Source organism: uncultured Roseobacter sp., assembly GCF_947501835.1.
GTDB lineage: Bacteria > Pseudomonadota > Alphaproteobacteria > Rhodobacterales > Rhodobacteraceae > Roseobacter.
This window is the reverse complement of sequence record NZ_CANMXR010000008.1, coordinates 272,656-294,509: the sequence shown is the minus strand read 5'-3', so window position 1 is coordinate 294,509 and position 21,854 is coordinate 272,656. Positions and strand designations below refer to the sequence as shown.

26 protein-coding genes and 1 tRNA gene are annotated in these 21,854 nt (G+C 60.0%); 9 read left to right on the top strand and 18 right to left on the bottom strand.

Annotated elements, in window-relative coordinates:
- Positions 1-14: 14 nt before the first annotated feature.
- A complete protein-coding gene (locus Q1A20_RS17855) occupies positions 15-1,007 on the bottom strand; it encodes an aldo/keto reductase (RefSeq protein WP_299917933.1) in 993 nt (330 codons plus the stop codon).
- Between the two features lie 84 nt (positions 1,008-1,091).
- Here Q1A20_RS17855 and Q1A20_RS17850 point away from each other — a divergent pair, with 84 nt between their 5' ends.
- Positions 1,092-1,919 (top strand): LysR family transcriptional regulator, encoded by an 828-nt coding sequence (locus Q1A20_RS17850; protein WP_299405901.1) that lies wholly within the window; start codon positions 1,092-1,094, stop codon positions 1,917-1,919.
- A 181-nt stretch (positions 1,920-2,100) separates the two neighbouring features.
- Positions 2,101-2,718 carry a methyl-accepting chemotaxis protein gene (locus Q1A20_RS17845; protein ID WP_299405903.1) on the top strand — a complete coding sequence of 206 codons (618 nt, stop codon included), beginning with the start codon at positions 2,101-2,103 and terminating at the stop codon, positions 2,716-2,718.
- A gap of 138 nt (positions 2,719-2,856) precedes the next feature.
- On the opposite strand, the gene Q1A20_RS17840 is transcribed toward Q1A20_RS17845, so the two are convergent.
- From Q1A20_RS17840 to Q1A20_RS17795, 10 genes are all read right to left on the bottom strand, one after another.
- Positions 2,857-3,540, bottom strand: a complete 684-nt coding sequence (locus Q1A20_RS17840; RefSeq protein WP_299405906.1) for a FadR/GntR family transcriptional regulator — start codon at positions 3,538-3,540, stop codon at positions 2,857-2,859.
- Entirely contained in the window at positions 3,537-4,271 is a 735-nt protein-coding gene (locus tag Q1A20_RS17835; protein WP_299405907.1) for a DUF1028 domain-containing protein, read from the bottom strand. The genes Q1A20_RS17840 and Q1A20_RS17835 overlap by 4 nt, the downstream gene beginning before the upstream one ends.
- A complete protein-coding gene (locus Q1A20_RS17830) occupies positions 4,268-6,055 on the bottom strand; it encodes a gamma-glutamyltransferase family protein (protein ID WP_299405910.1) in 1,788 nt (595 codons plus the stop codon). Before Q1A20_RS17830 ends, Q1A20_RS17835 begins: the two co-directional genes overlap by 4 nt.
- 10 nt (positions 6,056-6,065) lie before the next feature.
- Positions 6,066-6,932, bottom strand: coding sequence for an ABC transporter permease (locus Q1A20_RS17825; RefSeq protein ID WP_299917930.1), 867 nt, complete (start codon positions 6,930-6,932; stop codon positions 6,066-6,068).
- Positions 6,932-7,876, bottom strand: coding sequence for an ABC transporter permease (locus Q1A20_RS17820; RefSeq protein ID WP_298972533.1), 945 nt, complete (start codon positions 7,874-7,876; stop codon positions 6,932-6,934). Before Q1A20_RS17820 ends, Q1A20_RS17825 begins: the two co-directional genes overlap by 1 nt.
- Positions 7,877-7,933: 57 nt before the next feature.
- Complete coding sequence (locus Q1A20_RS17815) at positions 7,934-9,439, bottom strand: ABC transporter substrate-binding protein (protein WP_299917928.1); 1,506 nt, start codon at positions 9,437-9,439, stop codon at positions 7,934-7,936.
- On the bottom strand, positions 9,439-10,545 hold the full coding sequence (locus Q1A20_RS17810) for an ABC transporter ATP-binding protein (RefSeq protein WP_299917926.1): 1,107 nt from the start codon (positions 10,543-10,545) through the stop codon (positions 9,439-9,441). Before Q1A20_RS17810 ends, Q1A20_RS17815 begins: the two co-directional genes overlap by 1 nt.
- The gene (locus Q1A20_RS17805) at positions 10,542-11,534 is read right to left on the bottom strand and encodes an ABC transporter ATP-binding protein (RefSeq protein WP_299917924.1); all 993 of its coding nucleotides are present in this window, start codon (positions 11,532-11,534) and stop codon (positions 10,542-10,544) included. Before Q1A20_RS17805 ends, Q1A20_RS17810 begins: the two co-directional genes overlap by 4 nt.
- A gap of 235 nt (positions 11,535-11,769) precedes the next feature.
- Entirely contained in the window at positions 11,770-12,090 is a 321-nt protein-coding gene (locus Q1A20_RS17800; protein WP_298972524.1) for a hypothetical protein, read from the bottom strand.
- A gap of 20 nt (positions 12,091-12,110) precedes the next feature.
- Positions 12,111-12,350: an Lrp/AsnC ligand binding domain-containing protein gene (locus Q1A20_RS17795; protein WP_298972522.1), complete on the bottom strand. Its 240-nt coding sequence runs from the start codon at positions 12,348-12,350 to the stop codon at positions 12,111-12,113.
- A gap of 139 nt (positions 12,351-12,489) precedes the next feature.
- Between Q1A20_RS17795 and hisB the strand changes: the two genes are divergently transcribed.
- Positions 12,490-13,077, top strand: coding sequence for an imidazoleglycerol-phosphate dehydratase HisB (gene hisB, locus Q1A20_RS17790; RefSeq protein ID WP_299405924.1), 588 nt, complete (start codon positions 12,490-12,492; stop codon positions 13,075-13,077).
- A 1-nt stretch (position 13,078) separates the two neighbouring features.
- Positions 13,079-13,717, top strand: coding sequence for an imidazole glycerol phosphate synthase subunit HisH (hisH, locus tag Q1A20_RS17785; protein WP_299405927.1), 639 nt, complete (start codon positions 13,079-13,081; stop codon positions 13,715-13,717).
- 30 nt (positions 13,718-13,747) lie between these two features.
- Here hisH and Q1A20_RS17780 read toward each other — a convergent pair whose 3' ends face one another.
- Complete coding sequence (locus Q1A20_RS17780; protein WP_299917919.1) at positions 13,748-14,116, bottom strand: hypothetical protein; 369 nt, start codon at positions 14,114-14,116, stop codon at positions 13,748-13,750.
- A 259-nt stretch (positions 14,117-14,375) separates the two neighbouring features.
- Positions 14,376-14,762: a DUF2147 domain-containing protein gene (locus Q1A20_RS17775; RefSeq protein WP_299405932.1), complete on the bottom strand. Its 387-nt coding sequence runs from the start codon at positions 14,760-14,762 to the stop codon at positions 14,376-14,378.
- A gap of 138 nt (positions 14,763-14,900) precedes the next feature.
- Between Q1A20_RS17775 and hisA the strand changes: the two genes are divergently transcribed.
- Genes hisA through Q1A20_RS17755 form a run of 4 tightly spaced genes read left to right on the top strand, consistent with a single transcriptional unit; the run spans position 14,901 to position 17,191 of the window.
- A complete protein-coding gene (hisA, locus tag Q1A20_RS17770; RefSeq protein WP_299405935.1) occupies positions 14,901-15,623 on the top strand; it encodes a 1-(5-phosphoribosyl)-5-[(5-phosphoribosylamino)methylideneamino]imidazole-4-carboxamide isomerase in 723 nt (240 codons plus the stop codon).
- Between the two features lie 17 nt (positions 15,624-15,640).
- Entirely contained in the window at positions 15,641-16,117 is a 477-nt protein-coding gene (locus tag Q1A20_RS17765) for a DUF2867 domain-containing protein (RefSeq protein ID WP_299917915.1), read from the top strand.
- 7 nt (positions 16,118-16,124) lie between these two features.
- Positions 16,125-16,886 carry an imidazole glycerol phosphate synthase subunit HisF gene (hisF, locus tag Q1A20_RS17760; RefSeq protein ID WP_299917913.1) on the top strand — a complete coding sequence of 254 codons (762 nt, stop codon included), beginning with the start codon at positions 16,125-16,127 and terminating at the stop codon, positions 16,884-16,886.
- Positions 16,883-17,191, top strand: coding sequence for a phosphoribosyl-ATP diphosphatase (locus Q1A20_RS17755; protein WP_299405942.1), 309 nt, complete (start codon positions 16,883-16,885; stop codon positions 17,189-17,191). The genes hisF and Q1A20_RS17755 overlap by 4 nt, the downstream gene beginning before the upstream one ends.
- Here Q1A20_RS17755 and Q1A20_RS17750 read toward each other — a convergent pair.
- From Q1A20_RS17750 to rlmB, 3 genes are all read right to left on the bottom strand, one after another.
- Entirely contained in the window at positions 17,188-17,655 is a 468-nt protein-coding gene (locus Q1A20_RS17750) for a CoA-binding protein (protein ID WP_299405945.1), read from the bottom strand. The genes Q1A20_RS17755 and Q1A20_RS17750 overlap by 4 nt on opposite strands.
- A gap of 218 nt (positions 17,656-17,873) precedes the next feature.
- Entirely contained in the window at positions 17,874-18,188 is a 315-nt protein-coding gene (locus Q1A20_RS17745) for a hypothetical protein (protein ID WP_298972502.1), read from the bottom strand.
- A 16-nt stretch (positions 18,189-18,204) separates the two neighbouring features.
- The gene (gene rlmB / locus Q1A20_RS17740; RefSeq protein ID WP_299917911.1) at positions 18,205-18,990 is read right to left on the bottom strand and encodes a 23S rRNA (guanosine(2251)-2'-O)-methyltransferase RlmB; all 786 of its coding nucleotides are present in this window, start codon (positions 18,988-18,990) and stop codon (positions 18,205-18,207) included.
- A 110-nt stretch (positions 18,991-19,100) separates the two neighbouring features.
- On the opposite strand from rlmB, the gene Q1A20_RS17735 reads away from it, so the two are divergent.
- Positions 19,101-19,184, top strand: a tRNA-Tyr gene (locus tag Q1A20_RS17735).
- 522 nt (positions 19,185-19,706) lie between these two features.
- Here Q1A20_RS17735 and otnK read toward each other — a convergent pair.
- Entirely contained in the window at positions 19,707-20,957 is a 1,251-nt protein-coding gene (otnK, locus tag Q1A20_RS17730; RefSeq protein WP_299917961.1) for a 3-oxo-tetronate kinase, read from the bottom strand.
- Positions 20,957-21,853 (bottom strand): L-threonate dehydrogenase, encoded by an 897-nt coding sequence (gene ltnD, locus Q1A20_RS17725; protein ID WP_299917909.1) that lies wholly within the window; start codon positions 21,851-21,853, stop codon positions 20,957-20,959. The genes otnK and ltnD overlap by 1 nt, the downstream gene beginning before the upstream one ends.
- Between the last annotated feature and the right edge of the window lies 1 nt (position 21,854).

Genomic DNA, 21,854 nt, shown 5'->3' with positions numbered 1-21,854 from the left:
ATGGCAGTGATGATCTAACGTTCGCCCTCTGCGTTGGTGTCAATCTGATCGCGCTCTATTGCCTGTTCAATCTCCGCCATCACTGGGCCCGGCAACGGGCCAAAGGCCAGCGCCCCCGCGATCCCGGTAATCTGTTCCACCGTCCGTGCGCCGGGAATGGGAATATTCCGATCGTTTTTGGCCCACAGCCAGCAAATCGCCCCCTGCACCAGGCTGCGGCCATCGCTCATGAGCAATTCGCGCACCCTGTCGAGTTGAGTCAGGAACGCTGGATTGGCCTTTGCGCCCTCGAAATACCTGATCATAAGACTGTCCGTCGCCCGGATGTCATCCGCGGACACCGCATCGTTTTTGCCATACTTTCCTGACAGAAGCCCCATGGCAAGAGGGGAACGGATCAAGGCCGTCAGATCATGACGGTCTGCCACTTCCTGCATGTCCGGCGCATCCACCAAGACGTTCATCGCGTGCTGCACCGCGGTGAAATGCTTCCGTTTGGCGAGCGCAGATGCGCTTTCCGCAAAATCCGTGCTCCATCCGTATGATCGGATCTTGCCCGCAGCGCGGGCTTTTTCCATCTCGTCAAAGACCGCTTCTGCCCGGTCAACGGCCAATCCATTTTGGTGCAAGAGCATCAAATCAATGCGATCCCGTTGCAGGCGCGATAGGCAGGCCTCGATCGCAGGCAGCACCGTTTCCGGCTCAGCGTCCTCAAAGGACAATTGCTTGCTGGTTTCATCGATCGTGATCCCGATCTTTGTAACCAGCATTGCATCAGGACGGTCTTTCAGCGCGCGGGCCAGCAGCCGCTCCGCATGCCCTGCACCATAGGCAGCCGCAGTGTCAAAAAGCGTAATGCCCGCGTCCAAAGCGGCGTTAATGGTCCGTATGGATTCCGCATCGTCGGAATTTGCGTAGCCCAGCGGCTGATCACCCGTAAACATGGCTCCGCCAATGGGCCAACAGCCCATTCCCAAAGGGGCGATCTCCTGATCAAGAAAATTCATATGCTGTCTCCTGCGCTAATGTCCTCGCGCAGCCTGCACCTAACGCCTCTTCACATCCATGAAATCTATTGCAATGATCGTTTCATGAATGAAACGAATTTCGATTGGGACGATTTACGCCTTTTCCTCGCCGTGGCCCGGGGTGGCGGTCTTGCGGCAGCGACGGTCGCAACCGGGAAGAGTGCGCCAACACTCGGCCGCAGGATACTGACTCTGGAGCGGCAGTTGGGAATGGAGCTCTTTCAGCGTCATGCCAGAGGCTACACCTTGACCGAAGAGGGGCAACAACTGCTGGTCCAAGCCACGGCGCTTGAAACCCGGATACAGCCAATTGTCGAACAGGCATCCGGGCATAGCATACCAATCGTTAAGGTATCCGCAGGCACCTGGGTGACACATGTGCTTTGTGATGCAGCGGCCAATCTCGTCGGGCAAACCCGGGTTCAGCTCCGTTTCGTCGCGGCGGACGATATGCTCGACATTGCCAGACGCGAGGTCGTGATCGGCGTGCGCAACAGGCGCCCGGAAGGATTGGGGTTGGCGGGTCGGCGGGTTGGTCGCATCCGGTTCGCGATCTACGCCAAAGAGGCCAGTGTGCTGCCCTGGGCGCGGGTGATCGGGCGAACGCCCTCCGCGCAGTGGCTCAAGGACCAAAGTGCTGGCGGCCCTGCCATAGAGGTGACCAATCCGCGCAATGCATTGGACCTGACGCTCAAGGGGGAAACGCGCGCGCTGCTGCCCACATTCATTGGCAGACGCTATGATGCGCTGAAACCGCTGACGCCGCCGATTGAGGAGCTTGATCACGATCAATGGCTTGTGACCCATCACGAAGACAGGTTTCTGCCGGAAGTACGCGCCGTAATTGATCGAACCTATAAGGTGTTGAAGGAAAACTGCGCGGACGGCTGAGCAGATTTCCCGGGCAGGCAGTGTTTGATCGATCCTTTTCGCGGTGGTCCATGTACCCAGCCGGATTGCGATATGTGGCGCATTTGCGCTCCATTTCATTCAAGTGATCCGATATTGTTCTCACTTCATAAACTTCTTGCGGATATGCGTTAGCCGCTCTGATGGATGAGAAGATGCGCATATGGAATTGAACCTCGACTGGGCCAAAGATCCGATTGTACAGCTGGAAGATGAAATCCTGCCAAGTCTATGGCTGCCTGTTGATTTCATCCTGCAAAAAGACGGGTCAGACGATCTTTCGATCCTTTCGCCCAAAATGGATCGCGCCGCTGATCTATTGCGGAGCCATGGCAAGGAATATCTCGAACCGGCTGGCGCTGCGGTTGATGCGGAACGGTACAAGACCTGCGCAGCAGCCGCGGATGCTGTTGAAAAAGTGCATGCTGCCGTGAAAACCTTTGTGCACGGCTCATCTGATGATCAGCGCGCCAAAGACCTGATGCAAATGGTGCAAAACGATATGCGCCCGCTGGTTCTCGAGGTGATCGATGTCTTTCGCGAAACCTTTCTGACGATGGTTCTGACGCGCCAGCATAAACATGCAAATATGTCCGAACACTCCATCGCGGAGCTGGATGTCATCAGCAAGAAGATCTTCTTTGTCGCGATCAACGCATCCGTTGAGGCCGCGCGCGTCGGTGATATGGGGGCCGGGTTTGCCCATATCAGCACCGAAATCCGCAGCCTGTCTCAAAGCGCGCAGGCTGCCATCCAAAACATGCGGATGGGAAAGTCCTAATGAGCGGTCACGGCGCTCTGACTTTGCCTGGCCTGCGCGTCTGATCCACTCGGCGGACCAAGCTCGTCGCTATTTCCTCCTGCAAAAATATAGATAGATGAACCAGCGAATAGGCCGCGTCCCAGACGCGCAATAACCCTATTCGCTGACCTCACGAACGCCGCTTTCGAATTCCACTTTCAGGGCCGCAAAACGTGCCGAGAGGTGATCGTACATAGCCTGCCGGGCGGCGTTCGGGCTCCGCGCTGCGATCGCATTAATCAGCACCTCATGCTCGCTGTGGGGCACAGCCAGCGAGGACCGGCTCCGCGCCCTTGCTCGCACCGCCACCCACTCGGGGTTGGAGCGGATGCGATCCAGCAACGCAAACGCTGTCAGCAAGGGCCGGTTGCGCGCACATTGCGCGATTAGACGGTGCAACGCCCCATCCCAAAGCTCAATCGTCTGGGCATCCGCCGCAATCTGCCGCGAGGCCAAGGTGCGCAGGCGCGTGATTTCCTCGTCGGTCATGCGGGTGGCGCAGAGCGCGGCCAGCTCCGGTTCGATGCACAAACGCGCTTCCATCACCTGAATGGGATCGGTCTCTCCCGCGATGCGCGCTGCCAGATCGCCCGTCGGATCCGAAGGCTGGCCCGCGTAGGTGCCCGACCCCTGCTTGCGCCAAACCAGACCCTCGACTTCCAGCTGGTCCAGCACCTGCCGGATCAGCCTGCGTGACGTATCGAAGCGCTCAGCCAGCGCGCGCTCGGTCGGCAACCGGCCATCCGCGGGCAGTTCGATCTCGATCAGGCGCATCAAGCGGTGTTTCAACGGGTCGTTCATATGTCCACGGCGTGCGATTGACTGGGGCGACCTTCCGATATCCGACGCGCATCGGCTTCGGCAATAGCGGCGTCGATATGATCGCGGGTCGGGCTGCCCGAAAATGCTGCGCGCGTGGGCATCCCAAGCGTGAAATGGACATAGCGTTCCTGGGCCACCTGCCAGAGGCGGTCCAATTCACTCAGAGGATCGGCGTGGTCGTCCGCGCGCAACGACAACCATGGGTGATCCTCACCGCGGTGAATGGTCAAGCCCGCCGCCTGCCGCCCCCGCTTGTCACCGCCTGCCGTCTCACCGGCGCGCATCGCAGCAATCAGACGGTCCGCGAAAGCGCCCGAAGCATTCTGATAGGCATCAGACGTCGCCGCAATCACCTCTGGCCCGGTCAGCATATTGCCCGCTACCGAGTGATCGTCTCGGATAAGGTGTCCTGCCCAATCGACGCAGTCGTCCCCCGTAAAAGCCGCGAAGTTCCCCTGCGCATCCGTCATATGCGCCTGCCGGATCGCGCGCCCGTCATCGCGGGCCACCAGATCAGCAAGCACCGTATCGGCGTTCTCGGCCTCCAACCGCAGACGTCCTTCCGTCCCCCAGAGCGGGTTGCAAAACGCCTGGCTTGCAACTGCGGTGTGTGCCCCCACATAGGGCACAACCGCACCGCAAGCGAAAAACTTGGAGGCAACGATCAGGCCGATCTCTGCGCCATCACGGGCAATTAAACTCCAGGTCATCGGCCCACCGCATAGGCTTGCATCAGGCGTGGGGTGGCAGCGGCGCGCAGCACTCCATCGGGATCACGAAGCGCCGCCGTCAAACGGCCCACGGACCAGGGTTCGGCGACGTGAACGATATGGCCCCGCCTGCGCAGATCATCGATCACGGCATCCCCGAACGCAGGCTCCAGCATCATTTCGCCAGGCTTGGCGTCGCGCGGGTAAAAAGAACTCTGAAAATGCATCGAATGGAACAGCGGCGCATCGATACAGGCCTGCAATTCCATGCCCCAATGCACAAACCGCAGGAACCAGATCAGCTGCCATTGGTCCTGCTGGTCACCACCCGGCGTCCCAAATACCATACGCCGACCATCTGCGTGGGTCGCAAGCGAGGGGGTGAGCGTGGTGCGCGGCCGCCTGCCGGGCGCGAGCGATGAGGGCAGCCCTTCTTCGAGCCAGAACATCTGGGCACGTGAATTCAACGCAAACCCCAGTCCGGGTACGACAGGGTTGGACTGTAACCATCCGCCCGAAGGTGTGGCCGCGACCATATTGCCCCAGCGGTCGATGATGTCGAGATGCACGGTATCGCCACGTTTTTCGGTCAGATGCGCCATCGTCGGTTCCTGCGGTGCCGCATCCGCGACACCAAAATCGCGCGCCGCCCGGGCCCCATAGGCCTCAGCCAAATGTTCGAACCCAGGAACAAGCCCGGGGCGTTGCTCTAGGCTGGCGGAGGACCCGATCATCTGCGCGCGCTTGGCACTGTAGGCCTCCGACAGCAGGTGATCCATTGGGATGTCACTGTGACGCGGGTCCCCGTAATAGGCTTCGCGATCCGCATAGGCGAGCTTGATCGCCTCAATGACCGTATGCACGAAATCTGCGCCCAGCGGGTCCAGGGTGGCGATCTCATGGTGCTTCAGAATGGCAAGCGCCTGCAACAGCACCGGCCCCTGCGACCACGGACCGGCCTTATGCACCGTCCATCCGCGATAATCGATGGAAAGCGACGGCTCATAGCTGGCGCGCCAATCCGCCATGTCTGACTTGGTCAGAACGCCGCGATGCGTGCTGCCAGAGACATCCATGACCTCCGCCTCCCGCAGGTAGCTGTCCACGGCATCGGCCACAAACCCCTCGGCCCATTCCTCGCGGGCGGCATCGATCTGCGCTTTTCGATCATCGCTCTTTGCTTCTCCGGACACGACGAGCCGCTCGTAGGTGCCCGCCAAATCAGGGTTTTTGAACAGCGTGTGGGGCTCCGACGCCACCCCATCCGGCGTCCAGACCGCCGCGCTGCTCGGCCAATGGTCGGCGAAATACGCGGCCAGACCGGCAATGGTATGGGCGACGCGCGGCAACACCGGGTGGCCGTCTCTTGCATAGCCGATGGCGGGGGCCATGACCTCGTGCAGGCTCAGTGTTCCATGGTCCCGCAGCATCAACATCCAGCCATCGAATGCGCCGGGAATCACCGTGGCCAGCAGGCCGGAACCCGGGATCAGGGTCAGCCCCTGCGCACGGTAATGGGCAATCGTGGCCGCCGCTGGCGCCGGGGCTTGCGCGCAGAGGACCTGTACGTCTTCTCCGGCTTTCTGAAAAATCGCTGGCATGTCCCCGGCGGGACCGTTCAGATGCGGCTCCACCACTTGCAAGGTCAGGCCGGTGGCCACCGCCGCGTCGAATGCATTGCCGCCACGCTCCAGGATCGACATGCCGACCGCAGAGGCAATCCAGTGGGTTGAGGTCACGACGCCAAATGTGCCTCTGATCTCGGGGCGCGTGGTGAATGTCATCGGCTGCCTTTCAGTGTTCGCGCGGATCAAGCGCATCGCGCAACCCGTCGCCCAGAAGATTGAACCCCAGCACCACCAGAAAGATCGAGATGCCCGGGTAAAGCGCCATCCACGGCGCCTGATTGAGGAAGTTCTTGGCGGTGTTCAGCATCGAGCCCCAGCTGGGAGCCGGGGGTTGCTGGCCAAGACCCAAAAAGGACAAGGAGGCCTCGGCGATGATGGCGGTGGCGATGGTCAGTGTGGCCTGCACCAGGATCGGCGGCAACACATTGGGCAGGATGTAGCGCGACAGGATCAGGCGCGTGGGCAGGCCGATGGCGCGGGCGGAATCGACGTAATCCTCGACCTTAATGTTGATGACCTGGCCGCGCGTCAGGCGGATGAAAAGCGGTGTCGCGGAGATGCCGATGGCGATCATCGCATTGGTCAGGCTTGGCCCCAGAAACGCGGCCAGGGCGATCGCGAGGATCAGGAAAGGTGCTGCCAAAAGCGCCTCGGTGCAACGTGAGATGACCGCATCGATCCAGCCGCCGAAATAGCCCGCAATGATGCCCAAGGGCACACCGACGGCCACAGCGATGCCGACCGAGACCACCCCTGCCAAAAGCGAGGCCTGAGCCCCCCAGATCATCCGCGACAGCACATCGCGCCCGATCTCATCGGTGCCCATCCAATGTGCCGCCGAGGGGGCCTTGCGCACGGCCCCCCAGTCCGTCGCCGCCGGATCGGGGATCGGCAACAGCGGCGCCAGGAGTGCAATCGCGATGAAAAACACCACGAGAAAACCGCCCAGCATGGCGGACTTGTGGGTGCGAAACTTCTTCCAGACCCGGTTTTCCGGCTTGGACAGCGTGGCGGTATCGGCGGGGGCGACCATCACGCGTTCCTCAGGCGGGGGTTGAGCAGGAAATAGGCCATGTCAGCCAGCAGGTTCATGACGATAAAGCCCACCGCCGTGACCAGAACAATACCCTGCACCACGGCGTAGTCGCGGTTGAACACCGCATCCACCACCAGTTTGCCAAAGCCCGGGATGGTGAAAATCTGTTCCGTCAGAACCGCCCCCGCGATCAACTCACCGAAGAGCAGCGCCGTCAGCGTCACGATGGGCGTCAGCGCATTGCGAAAGGCGTGTTTCAGCACCACCTTGCGCTCGGACAACCCCTTGGCGCGGGCGGTGCGGACATAGTCAGAGGTCAACACGCCCAGCATGGCCGAGCGGGTGTGCCGCATCAGCGTCGCCGCCAGCGCCGTGCCCAACACAAAGGCAGGCATCAGCATGGTGCGGATCGATTGCCACAAATCCTCGCCCGGCGGGACATAGCCGGAGGCGGGCAAGAGCTGCCATTTTACTGAGACAAGCAGGATCAACATGATCCCCAGCCAGAAATTCGGGATCGACAGGCCGGACAGCGCCACAACATTCGCCACGTAATCCGTCACGGTTCCCTTGCGGTAGGCGGACAAAATTCCCGCCGGAATGCCAATCACCACGGCGAAGATCAAAGACATGACCGCAAGCTGGATCGTGACCGGCAGCTTTTGCGCGATCAGTTCTGTCACCGGCTGATTGGTCCGGAAGGATGTCCCAAGATCGCCTTGCAGCGCGTTGCCGACCCAGGTCAGATATTGCACCGGGATCGGGTCGTTCAGTCGGTACTTTTCGCGCAGGAATTCAAGCACTTCGGGGTCGCGTTCCTCGCCCGCAAGCACCAGCAGCGGATCGCCCGGCAACAGTTTCTGCAGCGCAAAGACGAACACCGAGATCAGCAGGATCGTCGGGAGTGCGATGGCGACGCGACGCAGGAAGAAACTGAGCATGCAGGGCCTCGAATTGGAGGATCCCGCCCCCTGGATCAGGGGCGGGAACGTGACGGTTTACTCGGACAGGGACACGCCTTCGAGGCGGATCATACCATCCGGATAGGGGGTGTAGCCTGTCAGTTTGGCGTCCATCGCAGTGATCCAGCTCTGGTGATAGAGATAGACCAGCGGCGCCTCGTCGATCAGGATCGCGCGCGCGGCATCATACTGCGCCTTGCGTGCGGCCGTATCGGCCTGCGACCGCGCCGCATTCAGCGCCTCATCCACCGCCGGATGCGAGAAACCGCTGTCATTGATACCGCCGTCGGTGGTGACGAACTGATGGATATTGCCATCGGGATCGACCCGGCCCGACCAGCCGATCTGGCTTGCCTGATAGTCTCCTGCGGATTGGTCCGACAGCAAGGTGGCGAATTCCTTGGAGACAATCTCGACACGAATACCCGCCTCGGCCGCCATCGCCTGCACCACCTGCATCAGCTGCAAGGGGATCGTGGTATTGGGCACCTGCACGGTCAGATCAATCCCATCCGGGAAACCGGCTTCAGCCAGCAGGGCCTTGGCTTTCTCCACATCGCGCGCTTCGATCGGAAACTCGGCGTTGTACCATGGAGAGGTCGGTGGGAAAGACTGGTTGCCCGGCGCATATGCACCCTCAAACACCACCTGATTGATCGCTTCACGGTCCATGGCATAGCTGAAGGCCTGCCGCAGGCGCTTGTCATTGCCCCATGGAGTGTCGGACTTTTCACCATTGCCGACATTAAAGGTAACGCCTTGATACCCCAGGGACACCGCGGAGACGACAGTGATGCCCGCATCCGCCTCCGCCTGCGCCAGATCGGTCGGGGCGAGACGCTCCAACATGTGAATATCACCCGATTGCAGGTTGGCCAGACGCACAGTGGTATCCGGGATCGGCAGGAAGGTTACACTGTCGAAATTGATCTGATCCGCATTCCAGTAATCCGCGAACTTGGTCAGGACAATCCTGTCCTGCGCCACCCGCTCACTAAAGCTGAACGGGCCGGAACAGACCGGCGCCAATCCGAAATCGGCCCCCTGCTCTGCCGCCGCCGTCGGCGAAATCATCATACCTGCGCGGTCCGCCAGTTGCGCCATCACGGTAGCATCCGGCGCTTTCAGGCCCAACGTCAGCGTATAGTCTCCGGTGACCTCAACCGAGGAAATCGAGGACAGCTCGGATTTGCGACGGCTTTCTTCAAGCGTCTGGGATCGCTCGATATTATCCGCGACGGCCTGCGCATTAAACGCCGTCCCGTCATGGAACACGACCCCTTCGCGTAAGGTCATATCGATGGACATGCCATCCTCTGCCACCGTCCATGCGGTCGCGAGCTGCGGAATGATCTCAAGGTCCGGTGTGATGTCCACCAGCTTGTCGCACATTGACGCATAGACGATGCGCCCCACGAAGGTCCGGGACTGGTCGGGATCCAGGATGTCGGCATCCGATTGCAGCGCGATCCGCAAATCTTGAGCCATAACGCCCGTGGCCAAAAGCGCCAGGGCAGCAGTGGTGAGGGTCAGGGTCTTCATCAAATTTCCTCTCTGTCAGGATTGGGTTGCGCGATCGGGGTGATCTTCGCCCCCTCCGTCGCTTTTCGGTAGAGTGCGAGCCGGGCTTCGGTGGCCGGGCTTCGGCTGATCAGGGTGATGAAACGGGCGCTTGCACCGATGTCTTTCCAATGATGGCACGCGACCATATGGCCATCGGGCGTGGTCTCGGCCCGCGGCACATCTTGTGAACAGATGCCAGTCGCGTGAGGGCAGCGCGTATGGAATGCGCAGCCCGTCGGCGGCGCGAAGGGACTGGGCATTTCCCCTTCAATCTGCGCGCGCTTCGCATCTGTCTGCTCGTCCGGGTCCGGGATCGCATCCAGCAACGCGCGGGTATAAGGATGGCGTGGGGCTGCAAACAGCACGTCGGTGGTGCCCTGCTCGACGATCTTCCCCAAATACATCACGGCGACCCGGTCCGACATGTACCGGATCACGGCAAGATCATGAGCAATCAGGATCAGCGTCAGCCCCAGATCCTTGCCAAGATCGCCTAACAGGTTGACGACCTGAGCCTGCACCGACACATCCAGCGCGGAGACGGGTTCGTCGCCGATGATCAGGCGCGGCCCCGAGGCCAGGGCGCGGGCGATGCCGATGCGCTGACGCTGCCCCCCGGAAAACTCGTGCGGATAGCGGTCTGCGTGTTCCGGCCTTAGACCGACCTGACGCAGCAATTCGGACACTTTGGCGCGGCGCTCCGCCTTGGACACCTCCGGCGCGTGCACTTCGATGGGTTCGCCAACCAGCTTGCCCACGGACATCCGCGGGTTGAGCGACGAAAACGGATCCTGAAAAATGAATTGCATGTCTCTGCGCAACGCGGACAGCGCGCGACCGGTGGCTGTCGTCACCTGTTTGCCGTCGAAAAACACCTCACCCGCTGTTGCATCCAACAGCCGCATCAACAGCCGCGCGAGCGTGGATTTGCCGCAGCCGGACTCTCCGACAATAGCAAAGGTCTCCCCAGGTGTGACCGCAATGGAAACGCTGTCCACGGCCCGCACGAACCCCTTTTTGGCAAAGAGCCCACCACCGGTTTGAAAGTGCTTTGTCAAACCCTGCGCTTCGAGGATTGGTGTCATCCTGCCACCCTCAAGGTTTGTTCCAGGGGCGCGAAGTGACACGCGGCGCTGTGGTTTGGCCCGACCTTGGCCAGCACCGGCCGCGTGGCACACAGATCCGACGCGAAAGGGCAGCGACTGCGGAACCGGCATCCTTGCGGCATTTTATCGAGCGTCGGCACCGTGCCTTCGATGGTTGTCAGCCGCGCCCGCGGGCCGGAGAGCCGGGGCACCGATGCCATCAAGCCGATGGTATAGGGATGATGCGGGTTTGCGAATACTTCCGCCACAGGTCCGGTTTCGACCACCTGCCCGCCATACATGACGGCCACCGTATCGGCGATGTCGGCAACGACACCAAGGTCATGGGTGATCATGATCGTGCCCATGCCGGTTTCGCGTTGCAGGTCGCGGATCAGGTCGAGAATTTGCGCCTGTATCGTGACGTCAAGGGCGGTTGTCGGTTCATCCGCGATCAAAAGGCGCGGGTCATTCGCCAGCGCCATCGCAATCATCACGCGCTGACGCTGACCACCTGAGAATTGGTGCGGGTACTGATCAAGCCGCTGCTCCGGGGAGGGCAAGCCGACGCGGCGTAGCATTTCCAACGCTCTTTCGCGCGCCGCCGCGCGGGTGCAGTCACCATGGCGCCGCACAGATTCCGCGATCTGCTCACCAACCCGAAATGCAGGGTTCAAGGACGTCATCGGTTCCTGAAAAATCATCGCCATGCGCCCGCCGCGCAGATCAGACGAGATACGTTCTGATTTCAGATCAATGACTTGCCCATCGAACGCCAGCTTGCCAGATGAGATTTGCGCCGTGTCGAGCGGCAACAAACCCATCAGCGCCATGGCTGTCACACTCTTGCCGCAGCCCGATTCCCCTACGACACAAAGGATTTCGCCTGTGCTGACAGACAAGCTGACATTTTCCACGACATTCGCAGCTTGCCCGCGAAATTGCAGGCTGAGATCGTCGAGAGATAGCAAGCGCGTCGTTTCTGACAAGAGGTATTCATCCAAGCTTTGAACCAATTACACATTGGTTCATCATTGGGCGTCCAGTGTCAAATGAAACCGGCCCGCTGCCCCAGATCATCTGCTGCCATTCCTGCAAAGCTGCCCGATTGCTGTGCGATTCTACGGTCCCATCGATACGCAAAGATCCGTGGAGCGACCGACGCGATGCCAACCGCAGCGCCTTAGATCTGAATCACATGGCCCCGTTTAACGACCAAACGCTCTAATTGATCGGGAACTGGCGCAGGCATTGGTTTGCAAACCGTTCGAAGTCATCGAAGGTTTCCAGCACATCACGCCGATCACGCACTACGCGAAGTGCCGCTTTTTTCTGCGCCCAGGTCCCGCTGACATGCTCCACCAGAATACGCACCGTGATGTCGAGCATCACATCCTTTTCCAAGGCCCCGATCCGCCCGGTTGATTCCAAGGCCACCGCAGTAAACGCCATAGTATTGGCGCAGCGCAGAGCCGCAGCCTCTTCCCCCTCATAGGTTTTCTGCTGTGCCGAGAGGGGAGCAGCCCACAGGGAAAGTGCCGCCAAGCAGCTGAGCCAGCGCAACGTCAAAAGACCTTGAACGTCATCGTCGTCAGCGACCGCTCAATCCCTTTGATATCCAATAGTTGATCGTTGATATATTTGCCGACATCCGCGTCTTGGGGGATGTAGACCTTCATCATCAGGTCGAAATCACCGCTGGTGGAATAGAGCTCAGAGTGGATCTCGCGCAGCGCGATCTCTTCCGCCACCCGATACGTCGAGCCGGGTGTGCAACGGATCTGGATAAAGACGCATGTGGTCATGAACGCTCCTTGAACGGGCAGTACGCCCTGCCCCAAGCTGGCATATCCAACACGCTGCCCGCAATCCCGAATGTCGCGTCTTGGCCTGCGCGCGCGGACTGGTATAAGGGCGCGCAATTCCATTGGCCCGGAGGCCCCCATGCGCACTCACACGCTGACGCGATCCACAGCAGAGACCGAGATCACCGTAACCATCGATCTGGACGGCGCCGGGGCTTATGACAATCAGACTGGGGTCGGCTTTTTTGATCACATGCTGGACCAGTTGGCGCGCCATTCCCTGATCGATATGACCGTGCGTGCCAAGGGCGACCTGCACATCGATGATCATCACACAGTCGAAGACACCGGCATCGCGCTGGGTCAGGCATTGGCGGCGGCGCTGGGTGACAAGCGCGGTATCAAGCGGTACGGCGCCTGCCTGCTACCCATGGATGACGCACTTGTGCGCACCGCCCTGGATCTTTCTGCGCGCCCCTTTCTGATCTGGAATGTCGATCTGCCGACAGCGAAGATCGGGACTTTCGATACCGAACTCGTCCGCGAGTTTTTTCAAGCTTTTAGCACCCACGGTGGCATCACGCTGCACGTGGACATGCTGCACGGGCTTAACAGCCACCACATTGCGGAGGCCGCGTTCAAATCCGTCGCCCGCGCGCTGCGAGAAGCGGTTGAGGTCGATCCGCGCAAGGCCGATGCCATCCCGTCGACCAAAGGCGCGCTCTGAGGTGCTCACGGCCATCATTGATTACGAAAGCGGCAATCTGCATTCGGCGCATAAGGCGTTTGAGCGTATGGCCCGCGAAACGGATGGCGGCGACATCGTGGTCACCGGCGATGCCGATGTGGTCGCAAAAGCCGACCGTATCGTGCTGCCGGGCGATGGTGCCTTCCCGGCCTGCATGGCCGAACTGAAAGGCCATTCGGGGCTTTATGCAGCGATGGTCGAAGCGGTTGAGATTAAGGGTCGCCCCTTCATGGGCATCTGCGTGGGCATGCAGTTGATGGCCACTTGGGGGCGTGAATATCGCGACACTAAAGGTCTGGACTGGGTCAGTGGCGAGGTCACCCAAATCCTACCGGATGACCCCACACTCAAGGTGCCGCATATGGGCTGGAACGACCTGATCCTCGATGCGCCGCACCCCGTGTTCGAGGGCATTGCAACGGGTGATCACGCTTATTTTGTGCACAGCTACCATATGGCGGTGTCCGACCCTGCGCAGCGGCTCGCGCATGTCGATTACGGCGGCGACGTTACCGCGGTAATTGGCACCGGCACCATGATCGGCCTGCAGTTTCACCCTGAGAAAAGCCAATCCGCCGGGTTGCGGATGATTGCAAATTTTCTGAACTGGTGGCCCTGATGCTTGAGTGCTCAAGCGCTTGGCGCGAATTCAGTCGCTGAGGTTCGACATCATCACCAGCGGCGGGGAACCGAAAGACACGGTATTGCCCTCGTCATCCAGAATCGACCAGCGCGCGGCAAAAAGATAATAGCTGCGCGTTTCCCATCCGGTCTGATCTCTTCGAAACCTCGGCCTCCATGCCCCCTCAATCAGCACAGGCAAGCGGATATAGTCGATGTCCGGTGCATCCGCACCCGCGGCTGAAGATGCCCGAACGGCATTGGACAGCATCGCACGCAATCGGGCCTCCAAGGGCCCCGCTTCTTTCACTCGGCGACCCGCAAATGCGACCTCGATTTCGATCGTTCGATTGGCAAAGCCGCGCACAACCAGATCATTGCGCGAGTTGCGCGTCATCTGAGGCACCAACTCCACGGAGATCTGGCCCACCTTGCTTTTGAACAGGCCACTATCTTCGTATTCAGGTGTCACTTCCGAAGCTGGTTTGCGACGTTGAGGCATTGTTGAACCAAAGCAGAATCAAATGAACACACTCCCAACCTTCAAATGGGCGCGCGGAGACACTGCCTTCATAGTCCATGATCTGTTAATGAAGCGTTGAGCGCAGCGCACATCCACCCGCCGGAACGCAATGCGCCTCCGATGCGCTTGGTCGCTACTTTACCCGCGCCCAGCTTTGCTTTGAACAGATCAGACCGCCCGCAACGCAGCCAGACAGTTTCATCGTATCGCCACTCAGTGCAATCTTCCCCAGGTAAATCTTGTCATTCGACGGCCGCCAGACCTTGCCTTTGTAATTGCCGTCCCCCTGCGCGGCCATGTCGATGACGAGCGTTTTACCAAGGTTTGGCGACTGATATTCACCGCCGCTGTTGAAGGTTTTCGCGATCTTTCCGCAGAAATTTGCACCGCAAGGCGCAATATCGACATGCGCGTAGGCCCCATCATCCGGTTCGGTTTGCCACAGCCCTTCAAGCGGATCGGCAAATGCCGCGCCGGACATAAATATGCAAGCTGCTGCTGCAATTATCTTCGTTTTCATGGTCATTCTCCCTATTTGGCGCACCTTCCCTTGTCTTGCGCGCGGCGTGCAAGTATGACCCTGCGTCGCGTTGCAAATGCAGATCGAAACGTGCATGAGACATCGTGACACCTGACCCTGCATTGATCGGAGCCCGCGATGATCCTCTACCCCGCGATCGACCTCAAGGACGGCAAGGCTGTGCGCCTGCTCCACGGCGATATGCAACAGTCAACCGTGTTCAACGACAACCCGGCAAATCAGGCGCGGGAGTTTGTGGACGCGGGATGCGAATGGCTGCATCTGGTGGACCTCAACGGGGCTTTTGCGGGTGAGCCGGTGAACGCGGCACCGGTTGAGGCGATCCTGCAATCCTGCCATTTGCCAATCCAGTTGGGCGGTGGCATCCGGGATATGGCGACCATCGAGAGGTGGTTGGAAAAGGGGGTGACACGCGTCATCCTGGGCACCGTGGCCGTTGAAAACCCGGACCTTGTGCGCGAAGCTGCCAGGGTATTCCCCGACCATTTGGCCGTCGGTATCGACGCGCGTAACGGTTTTGTTGCGACCAAGGGCTGGGCTGAGGAAACCGATGTGCGCGTCACCGAGCTTGCAAAGTCCTTTGAAGATGCGGGCGTCACCGCGATCATCTACACCGACATCCTGCGCGACGGTGCAATGGGTGGCCCCAACATCGCGGCCACGGCCGATCTGGCGCGCTCCGTATCGATCCCGGTGATTGCATCCGGTGGGGTTTCCTCGCTGGCCGACCTCATCGCCCTGCGCGATTGTGGCGCAGATTTAAACGGCGCAATTTCCGGGCGTGCCCTTTATGATGGAGCGATCGATCTCAAAGAGGCGCTTGCAACCCTGGCAGCGTAAACCCGATGATGCCGCTTGTGACCAAAACCCAGCTGCCACCCAAGAGCCCGTTGCACAAACGCGTCGGCAACGGTGACTTTCTCGATTGCTACAAGGTTGCAAGCGATCTGACCGCCCCGGCTGCTGCGGAAATCATTGTCGATTTTCCCGGATGGGCCAAAGGCCTTGTCGCCCTGCGAAACCTGCTGACTGCGCCCTTTGGCCTGATGAAGGACGGGCCGGCGACGGATCGCAAACTGGGCCTGTTCCCGGTCGAGATGTCGACGCCGACCGAGGTCATTGTCGGGTTTAACGACCGGCATCTGGATTTTCGCGTCAGCGTTTTCAGCGCAGACAGCACTGTCTACCTCGCCACCTGGGTGCATCCGCATAACATCGGCGGCCGGGCCTATTTGCAGGCCATTCTCCCGTTCCACGTTCTGATCGTGCGCAACGCACTTGCCCGTGTTGCAAATGCCACGCAGCCGGGGCACAAGGTCCCCGTCCCGGAATGAGCGTAACATGTTGAAAACCCGTATCATCCCCTGTCTTGACGTTGCTGACGGGCGCGTCGTGAAGGGTGTCAATTTCGTCGACCTGCGCGATGCGGGCGACCCCGTAGATGCCGCCGTGGCCTACGATGCAGCGGGCGCGGATGAGCTGTGTTTCCTCGACATCACCGCCACTCACGAAAACCGCGCAACCATGTTCGACGTGGTCACGCGCACGGCGGAGCATTGCTATATTCCGCTGACCGTGGGCGGCGGGGTTCGCACGCCCGGCGATGTCCGCGCATTGCTGCTCGCCGGAGCAGACAAGGTTTCGTTCAACTCCGCCGCCGTGGCCAATCCGGACGTGGTGGCCGCCGCGGCTGATCAGTTTGGCAGCCAATGCATCGTGGTCGCCATCGACGCCAAGACCGTTGGCCCGGGTAAATGGGAAATCTTCACCCACGGCGGACGTAAACCCACGGGCATCGATGCCGTGGAATTCGCCCAGACCGTGGCCGCCAAGGGGGTCGGGGAAATCCTGCTGACCTCGATGGACCGGGACGGCACCCGCGCCGGGTTCAACCTGCCGCTGACGAAGGCAATTTCCGATGCGGTTCGGGTCCCCGTCATCGCATCCGGTGGTGTGGGCACCCTGGATCACCTTGTCGAGGGCGTCACCGAGGGGGGCGCCTCCGCGGTGCTGGCGGCCTCGATTTTTCACTTTGGTGATTTTACCATCCGTCAGGCCAAGGAACACATGGCTGCCGCGGGCATCCCAATGAGGCTGACATGACGCTGCAGGAGCTGTTTGAAACCATCGAAGCACGCAAGTCCGCTGATCCGGCAAGCAGCTGGACCGCGCAACTCTTGGCAAAAGGTCCGGAAAAATGCGCCGAGAAGTTTGGTGAAGAGGCCATCGAGGCGATCATCGAGGCCACCAAGGGAGACAAGGCCGCGCTGACCTCCGAGGCTGCCGATGTGATCTATCACCTGCTGGTGATGTTGGCCGCACGCGATGTCACCCTGGACGCGGTGCTGGCGGAATTGGCGCGCCGTCAGAGCCAGTCCGGGATCGCGGAAAAGGCGAGCCGCTCCTAGAGCTTCGACGAAATCACACCGGTGGCAAATCCGCCCATGCGCAACTCGCCAAAGAGCCGTTGATATTCGATCTTCGGGCAGCGGTTCTGAATGACATCCACACCCCGCGCCTGGGCCTTTTCGGCGGCCTCAGTATGGCTGACACCGATCTGCATCCAGATCGTTTGCAGGTCGCCAAAACATTCCAGCGCTTCGTCCACAATCGGCGGCACCGCGTCTGAGCGTCGAAAGATATCGACCATGTCCACGCCAGTCTTGATATCAGACAGCGCTCCCCGAACGATCCGGCCAAACAACTCCTTGCCTGCGTGCACCGGGTTGACCGGCACCACCTCAAAGCCTTTGAGGGTCAGATAGCGCGCCACGTAGTAGCTCGGGCGCACCGGGTTCAGCGACACACCAACCACGGCAATGCGCTGCGTGCGTGTGAGGATCTCTTTCAAAAAGGCGTCGGTGTATTCCATGATGTCTGTCTAGCCGGTCACACCGCCGAAAAAAAGAGCGCCCGATGCTGCGAAGCATGGGCGCAAAAGGTACGGAACGAGGGACAGTCATGAGCTCAACAGGCGTTCCGGGCCCGTTGACATGACAAGTAGATAAGCACGAAATCGCGCATATCCAGACTGTCTCGCAAATCTGTGAACGAAGCGTTAATTTCTGGCGGCAAAAGGCCCGTGCTCACCTAGTCGAAAATATCCTCGATCACATCGAAGGCTTCTTCAAAGAGGTGTTGAACAAACCCCTTCCGCCGCTTTTTGCTTTTCTTGTGGGGCTTTCGTTTCCGCTGCCAGTTTTCCTCGGTGCCCCTAGGTGACTTTCGAACCGCGGAAGGCCGCACCAATTCCGTTTTGCCCGGATGATCCCGCGGCAGGCGTTTCAGATCGTGCAGCGGTGCCCCACAGCTGGAACAGGCCAGCTCATGCCGGTTGCGCCCCAGCACCAGCGCCGCGCGGGTGCCGCAATAGCAACAGGTTGCAATCTTGGTGGCGTATGCCATGCCGCTCCCTTCAGTCTTATGCGCGGTCCACCGGCGCCTTGCTTGCATATAAGGCGATTGCGGCCGCATTCGAGACGTTGAGAGACCCAAATTGACCCGCCGCGTCAATCCGTACCAGCGCGTCGACCGTCTCCTTGGTCTTTTCACGCAGACCGGGTCCTTCGGCGCCCAGAACCAACGCGACGGGACGATCCCGTTTGCCCTCGACCGCCATTTCGATGGTCTGCGTCGCCTCGCCATCCAACCCGAGCACGAGGTATCCCATGTTTTGCAAGGCGCGAATGGCGTCCGCCAGATTGCGCACCCTGATATAGGGCTGGCGCTCCAGCGCACCGCTGGCGGTTTTTGCCAAAGCGCCGGTCTCCGGTGCAGAATGGTGCCGGGTGCCCACAACCGCCGAGGCGCCCAGCACTTCTGCGGAGCGCAAAATGGCCCCGACATTATGCGGGTCGGTCACCCGGTCGAGCAGGATCACGCGGGGCGACTTTGGCCCGATGCACACATCTTCAAGCCGCCCCCACTCAAGAGGTTTGACCTCCATCGCCGCGCCCTGATGTACCGACCCCGGATCGAGCGGCACCGCAAACCTGCGCGGGTCCACAATTTCCGGCGTGATCCCCGCCCTATCAATGGCATCGCTGAGTTTGTTGTGGGCATTCAGCGTCACAACCAGCCGGATTTTTTGGCGGTCCGGGTTCATCAGCGCATCGCGCACGGCGTGCAATCCAAAGAGCCAGACGGTCTCGCGCCCCTGCGCCTTCTTGTCCTGCTCTTTTTGCACAACCCACTTGGGCTTTTTCATCTGTTGGGTCCACCTGATTTAGCTGGCAAAAAGGTTCTGATTTCGCCTTGACGCCTCTTGGCACCGCTTGTAATCACGCCTTCACCGTTCATGCAATGCAAGAGCGGCGTGGGCGACAGGCCGCAAGGTGTGGCAGGGGACTGTAACTCCCTCGCGGAGACGCACGCCTGGTTCGATTCCAGGGTCGCCCACCATTTTTTCTAATACCCGTTTTTCGAGCGCAAAACCATCCGGTGCGACCCACTGGTGGGACAGATTGCATGCGTCAAATAGCGTATCTAGTCGCACCCAGACAGGTTAGTTTTATTTCAGGCAGCCCATGATTTGCGCGCATACCGCGCAGCGTTTGTTGGAAAAGCCCCGCGCCGCGTTGCCCAACGCAAGATCACCGGGCCGGGAAAAGGGAATGAGTTGGATCTTACCCAAATCTGAAACGCATAGGGCGCAAAGAGCGGTAGAAAATTTACTCGGCCATACCAGGCATCAAAGGCAAGGTAACTGAGTGGCACATGGATAAGTATGCCGCCGCGACAGCAGTGCAGCGAGAGGCATAGAATGCAGAAACGAGCAGCATTTTATTGGTCGGTTGGTCACCATCGCTCAACTGACCTGCCCTGCCGAAGCGCGAGAACCGTGCCGGATCAAGTCGTCCAAAGCTGGTGCATGTGTGCGACACAAGAAGGGCACCATCATTGGTTCGCGTGAGGCGGTTCTTGTCACCGGTCCCGATTAAGAATAGCAGCCGCTTTCTCAAAATAGTCCGGTGCTCCAAAGTTACCGGACTTCAGCGCGATGACAAGCGTGGCACTTGCCCGCAAAGCAGGCACGCCTGGATCAATCTCCGGTCCAATTTCGAGCGCTTTCAGGTCCAAACCTTCGACAACGGCACCCGATGTTTCGCCGCCAGCGGTGAGGATTTTGCGAATACCTGCGTCAACCAATTGGCGGGCAACCTCTGCGAAAAACGATTCAAGTGCCTCTGCGCTTTTGTCCCGTCCGAATTGCGTTTGAATCTCCGCCACGACCGCGGGATCAGCCGAACTATATGCCAACGGAACGGTATCTGCATTGATCAGCCATTGGGTTACCGTTTCAGGGCTCAATTGGCCTGTCATCACCATCGTCGCATCGATTTCATAGGTTGGGTTGGTCTTGCTGTGCAAAGCCACCTGCGCGCGCGTTGCGTTTGAGCACGAGCCCGACAAAATGACACATTTACCGCTTTCGCCGCGCCAATGCGTTTTGTCAGATGTCATCTGGCCACGCTTTTCGAAATTGCGCGGCAGGCCAAGTGCTACGCCGGACCCGCCCGTGATCAGTGGCAAGCCATCAGCGGCAGCGCCTATTTCCATCAAATCTGCATCTCGCAACGCATCCACAACGATCAACCTGTGACCGGCGTCTTGTTCTGCCTGAAGCGCGTTTTTGATGGCCTTTTCACCGGACAGAACTGCCTCTGCATCGACGTGACCAACAGAGTATTTGGTTTGCGGCCTGAGCCAACGGCGAATGTCGGGGTCTGTCATGGGTGTCAGCGGATGATCCTGCAAGCCGCTTTCGTTGAGTAACCGATCATGGACGAAAAGATGCCCCTTGTAGATCGAACGGCCCGTGCCGGGAAACGCGGGGCAGACGATGACCTGTTGCGCGCTCAAGGCATCTGCCAAAGCATCGGCAACCGGGCCGATGTTCCCCTCGGGTGTAGAGTCAAAGGTTGAGCAGTATTTGAAAAAGATCTGCTCGCACCCTTGTGCCAGAAGCCAGTTTAACGCCTCCAAGGATTGGCGCACGGCATCCTCAGGCCGGATGGACCGTGATTTGAGGGCAATGATCCCCGCCTCAACGTCGCTTTGCGCAGGTGTGGATGGGACGCCGGTGTATTGCACGCACCGCATCCCCTGTTTGGACAGCGTGTTCGCCAAGTCTGACGAGCCGGTGAAGTCATCCCCGATACATCCCAACAACATCATGCGTCCCCCGGCAGCGTCAGACCCGCATTGCGGGCATAGACCTTGGCGACAGCCGCGTCGTCTTCATGCCCCAAGCCGGAGCCTGAGGCGGCTAAAAACTGTTGCAAGGCAGCGGCGGTAAGCGGCGCCGCGAATTTGGCGGACTTCGCCGCATCGAGGACAATGCCAAGGTCTTTTGGCCAGATATCAACCGAAGAATGCGGAGTGTAATCGCCCGCCACGATATGCGGCGCGCGATTTTCCAGCATCCATGAGGTGCCGGCGCATTGGCTGATCACCTCAACAAAGGTTTCGGGTGCCACACCTTGGGTCATCCCAAAGGTCATCGCCTCGGCCATTGCCGCGATGTGCACACCGGCAAGCAACTGATTGACCGCCTTCATTGCAGACCCCGCACCCGCGCTGTCACCCAGTTCAAAAACCGTGCTTGCCGTCGCATCGAGCACAGGACGCGCGGCAGCGAAGGCTTCGGCAGACCCGGAAGCCATGATGCTGAGCGCCCCTTCGCCCGCTTTTTTGGATCCGCCGGAAATCGGCGCATCAAGGTATAGGACGCCCGCCTCGGCACATCGCGCCGCCATCTGGCGCGCAAACTCAGGTGCGACGGTCGCGCAGGCCATGACCGCCGCGCCCGGCTTCAGCCGCGCCACGACACCTTCTGAGCCGAAGAGAACGCTTTGTGTCTGCTCTGCATTCAGCACCACGACGACCACGACATCCAAGGTCCCGACAATCCCAGCAAGGGTTTCGGTCTCTCCGCCCTCGGCTTGAAACCGCTCTGCCGCTCGTGGGTTAACATCATACCCATAGGTCGCATGCCCCGCGCGCAGCAATGATTGCGCCATGCCGTAACCCATGGAGCCTAAACCAATAACGGCGATCTTACTTTGCATC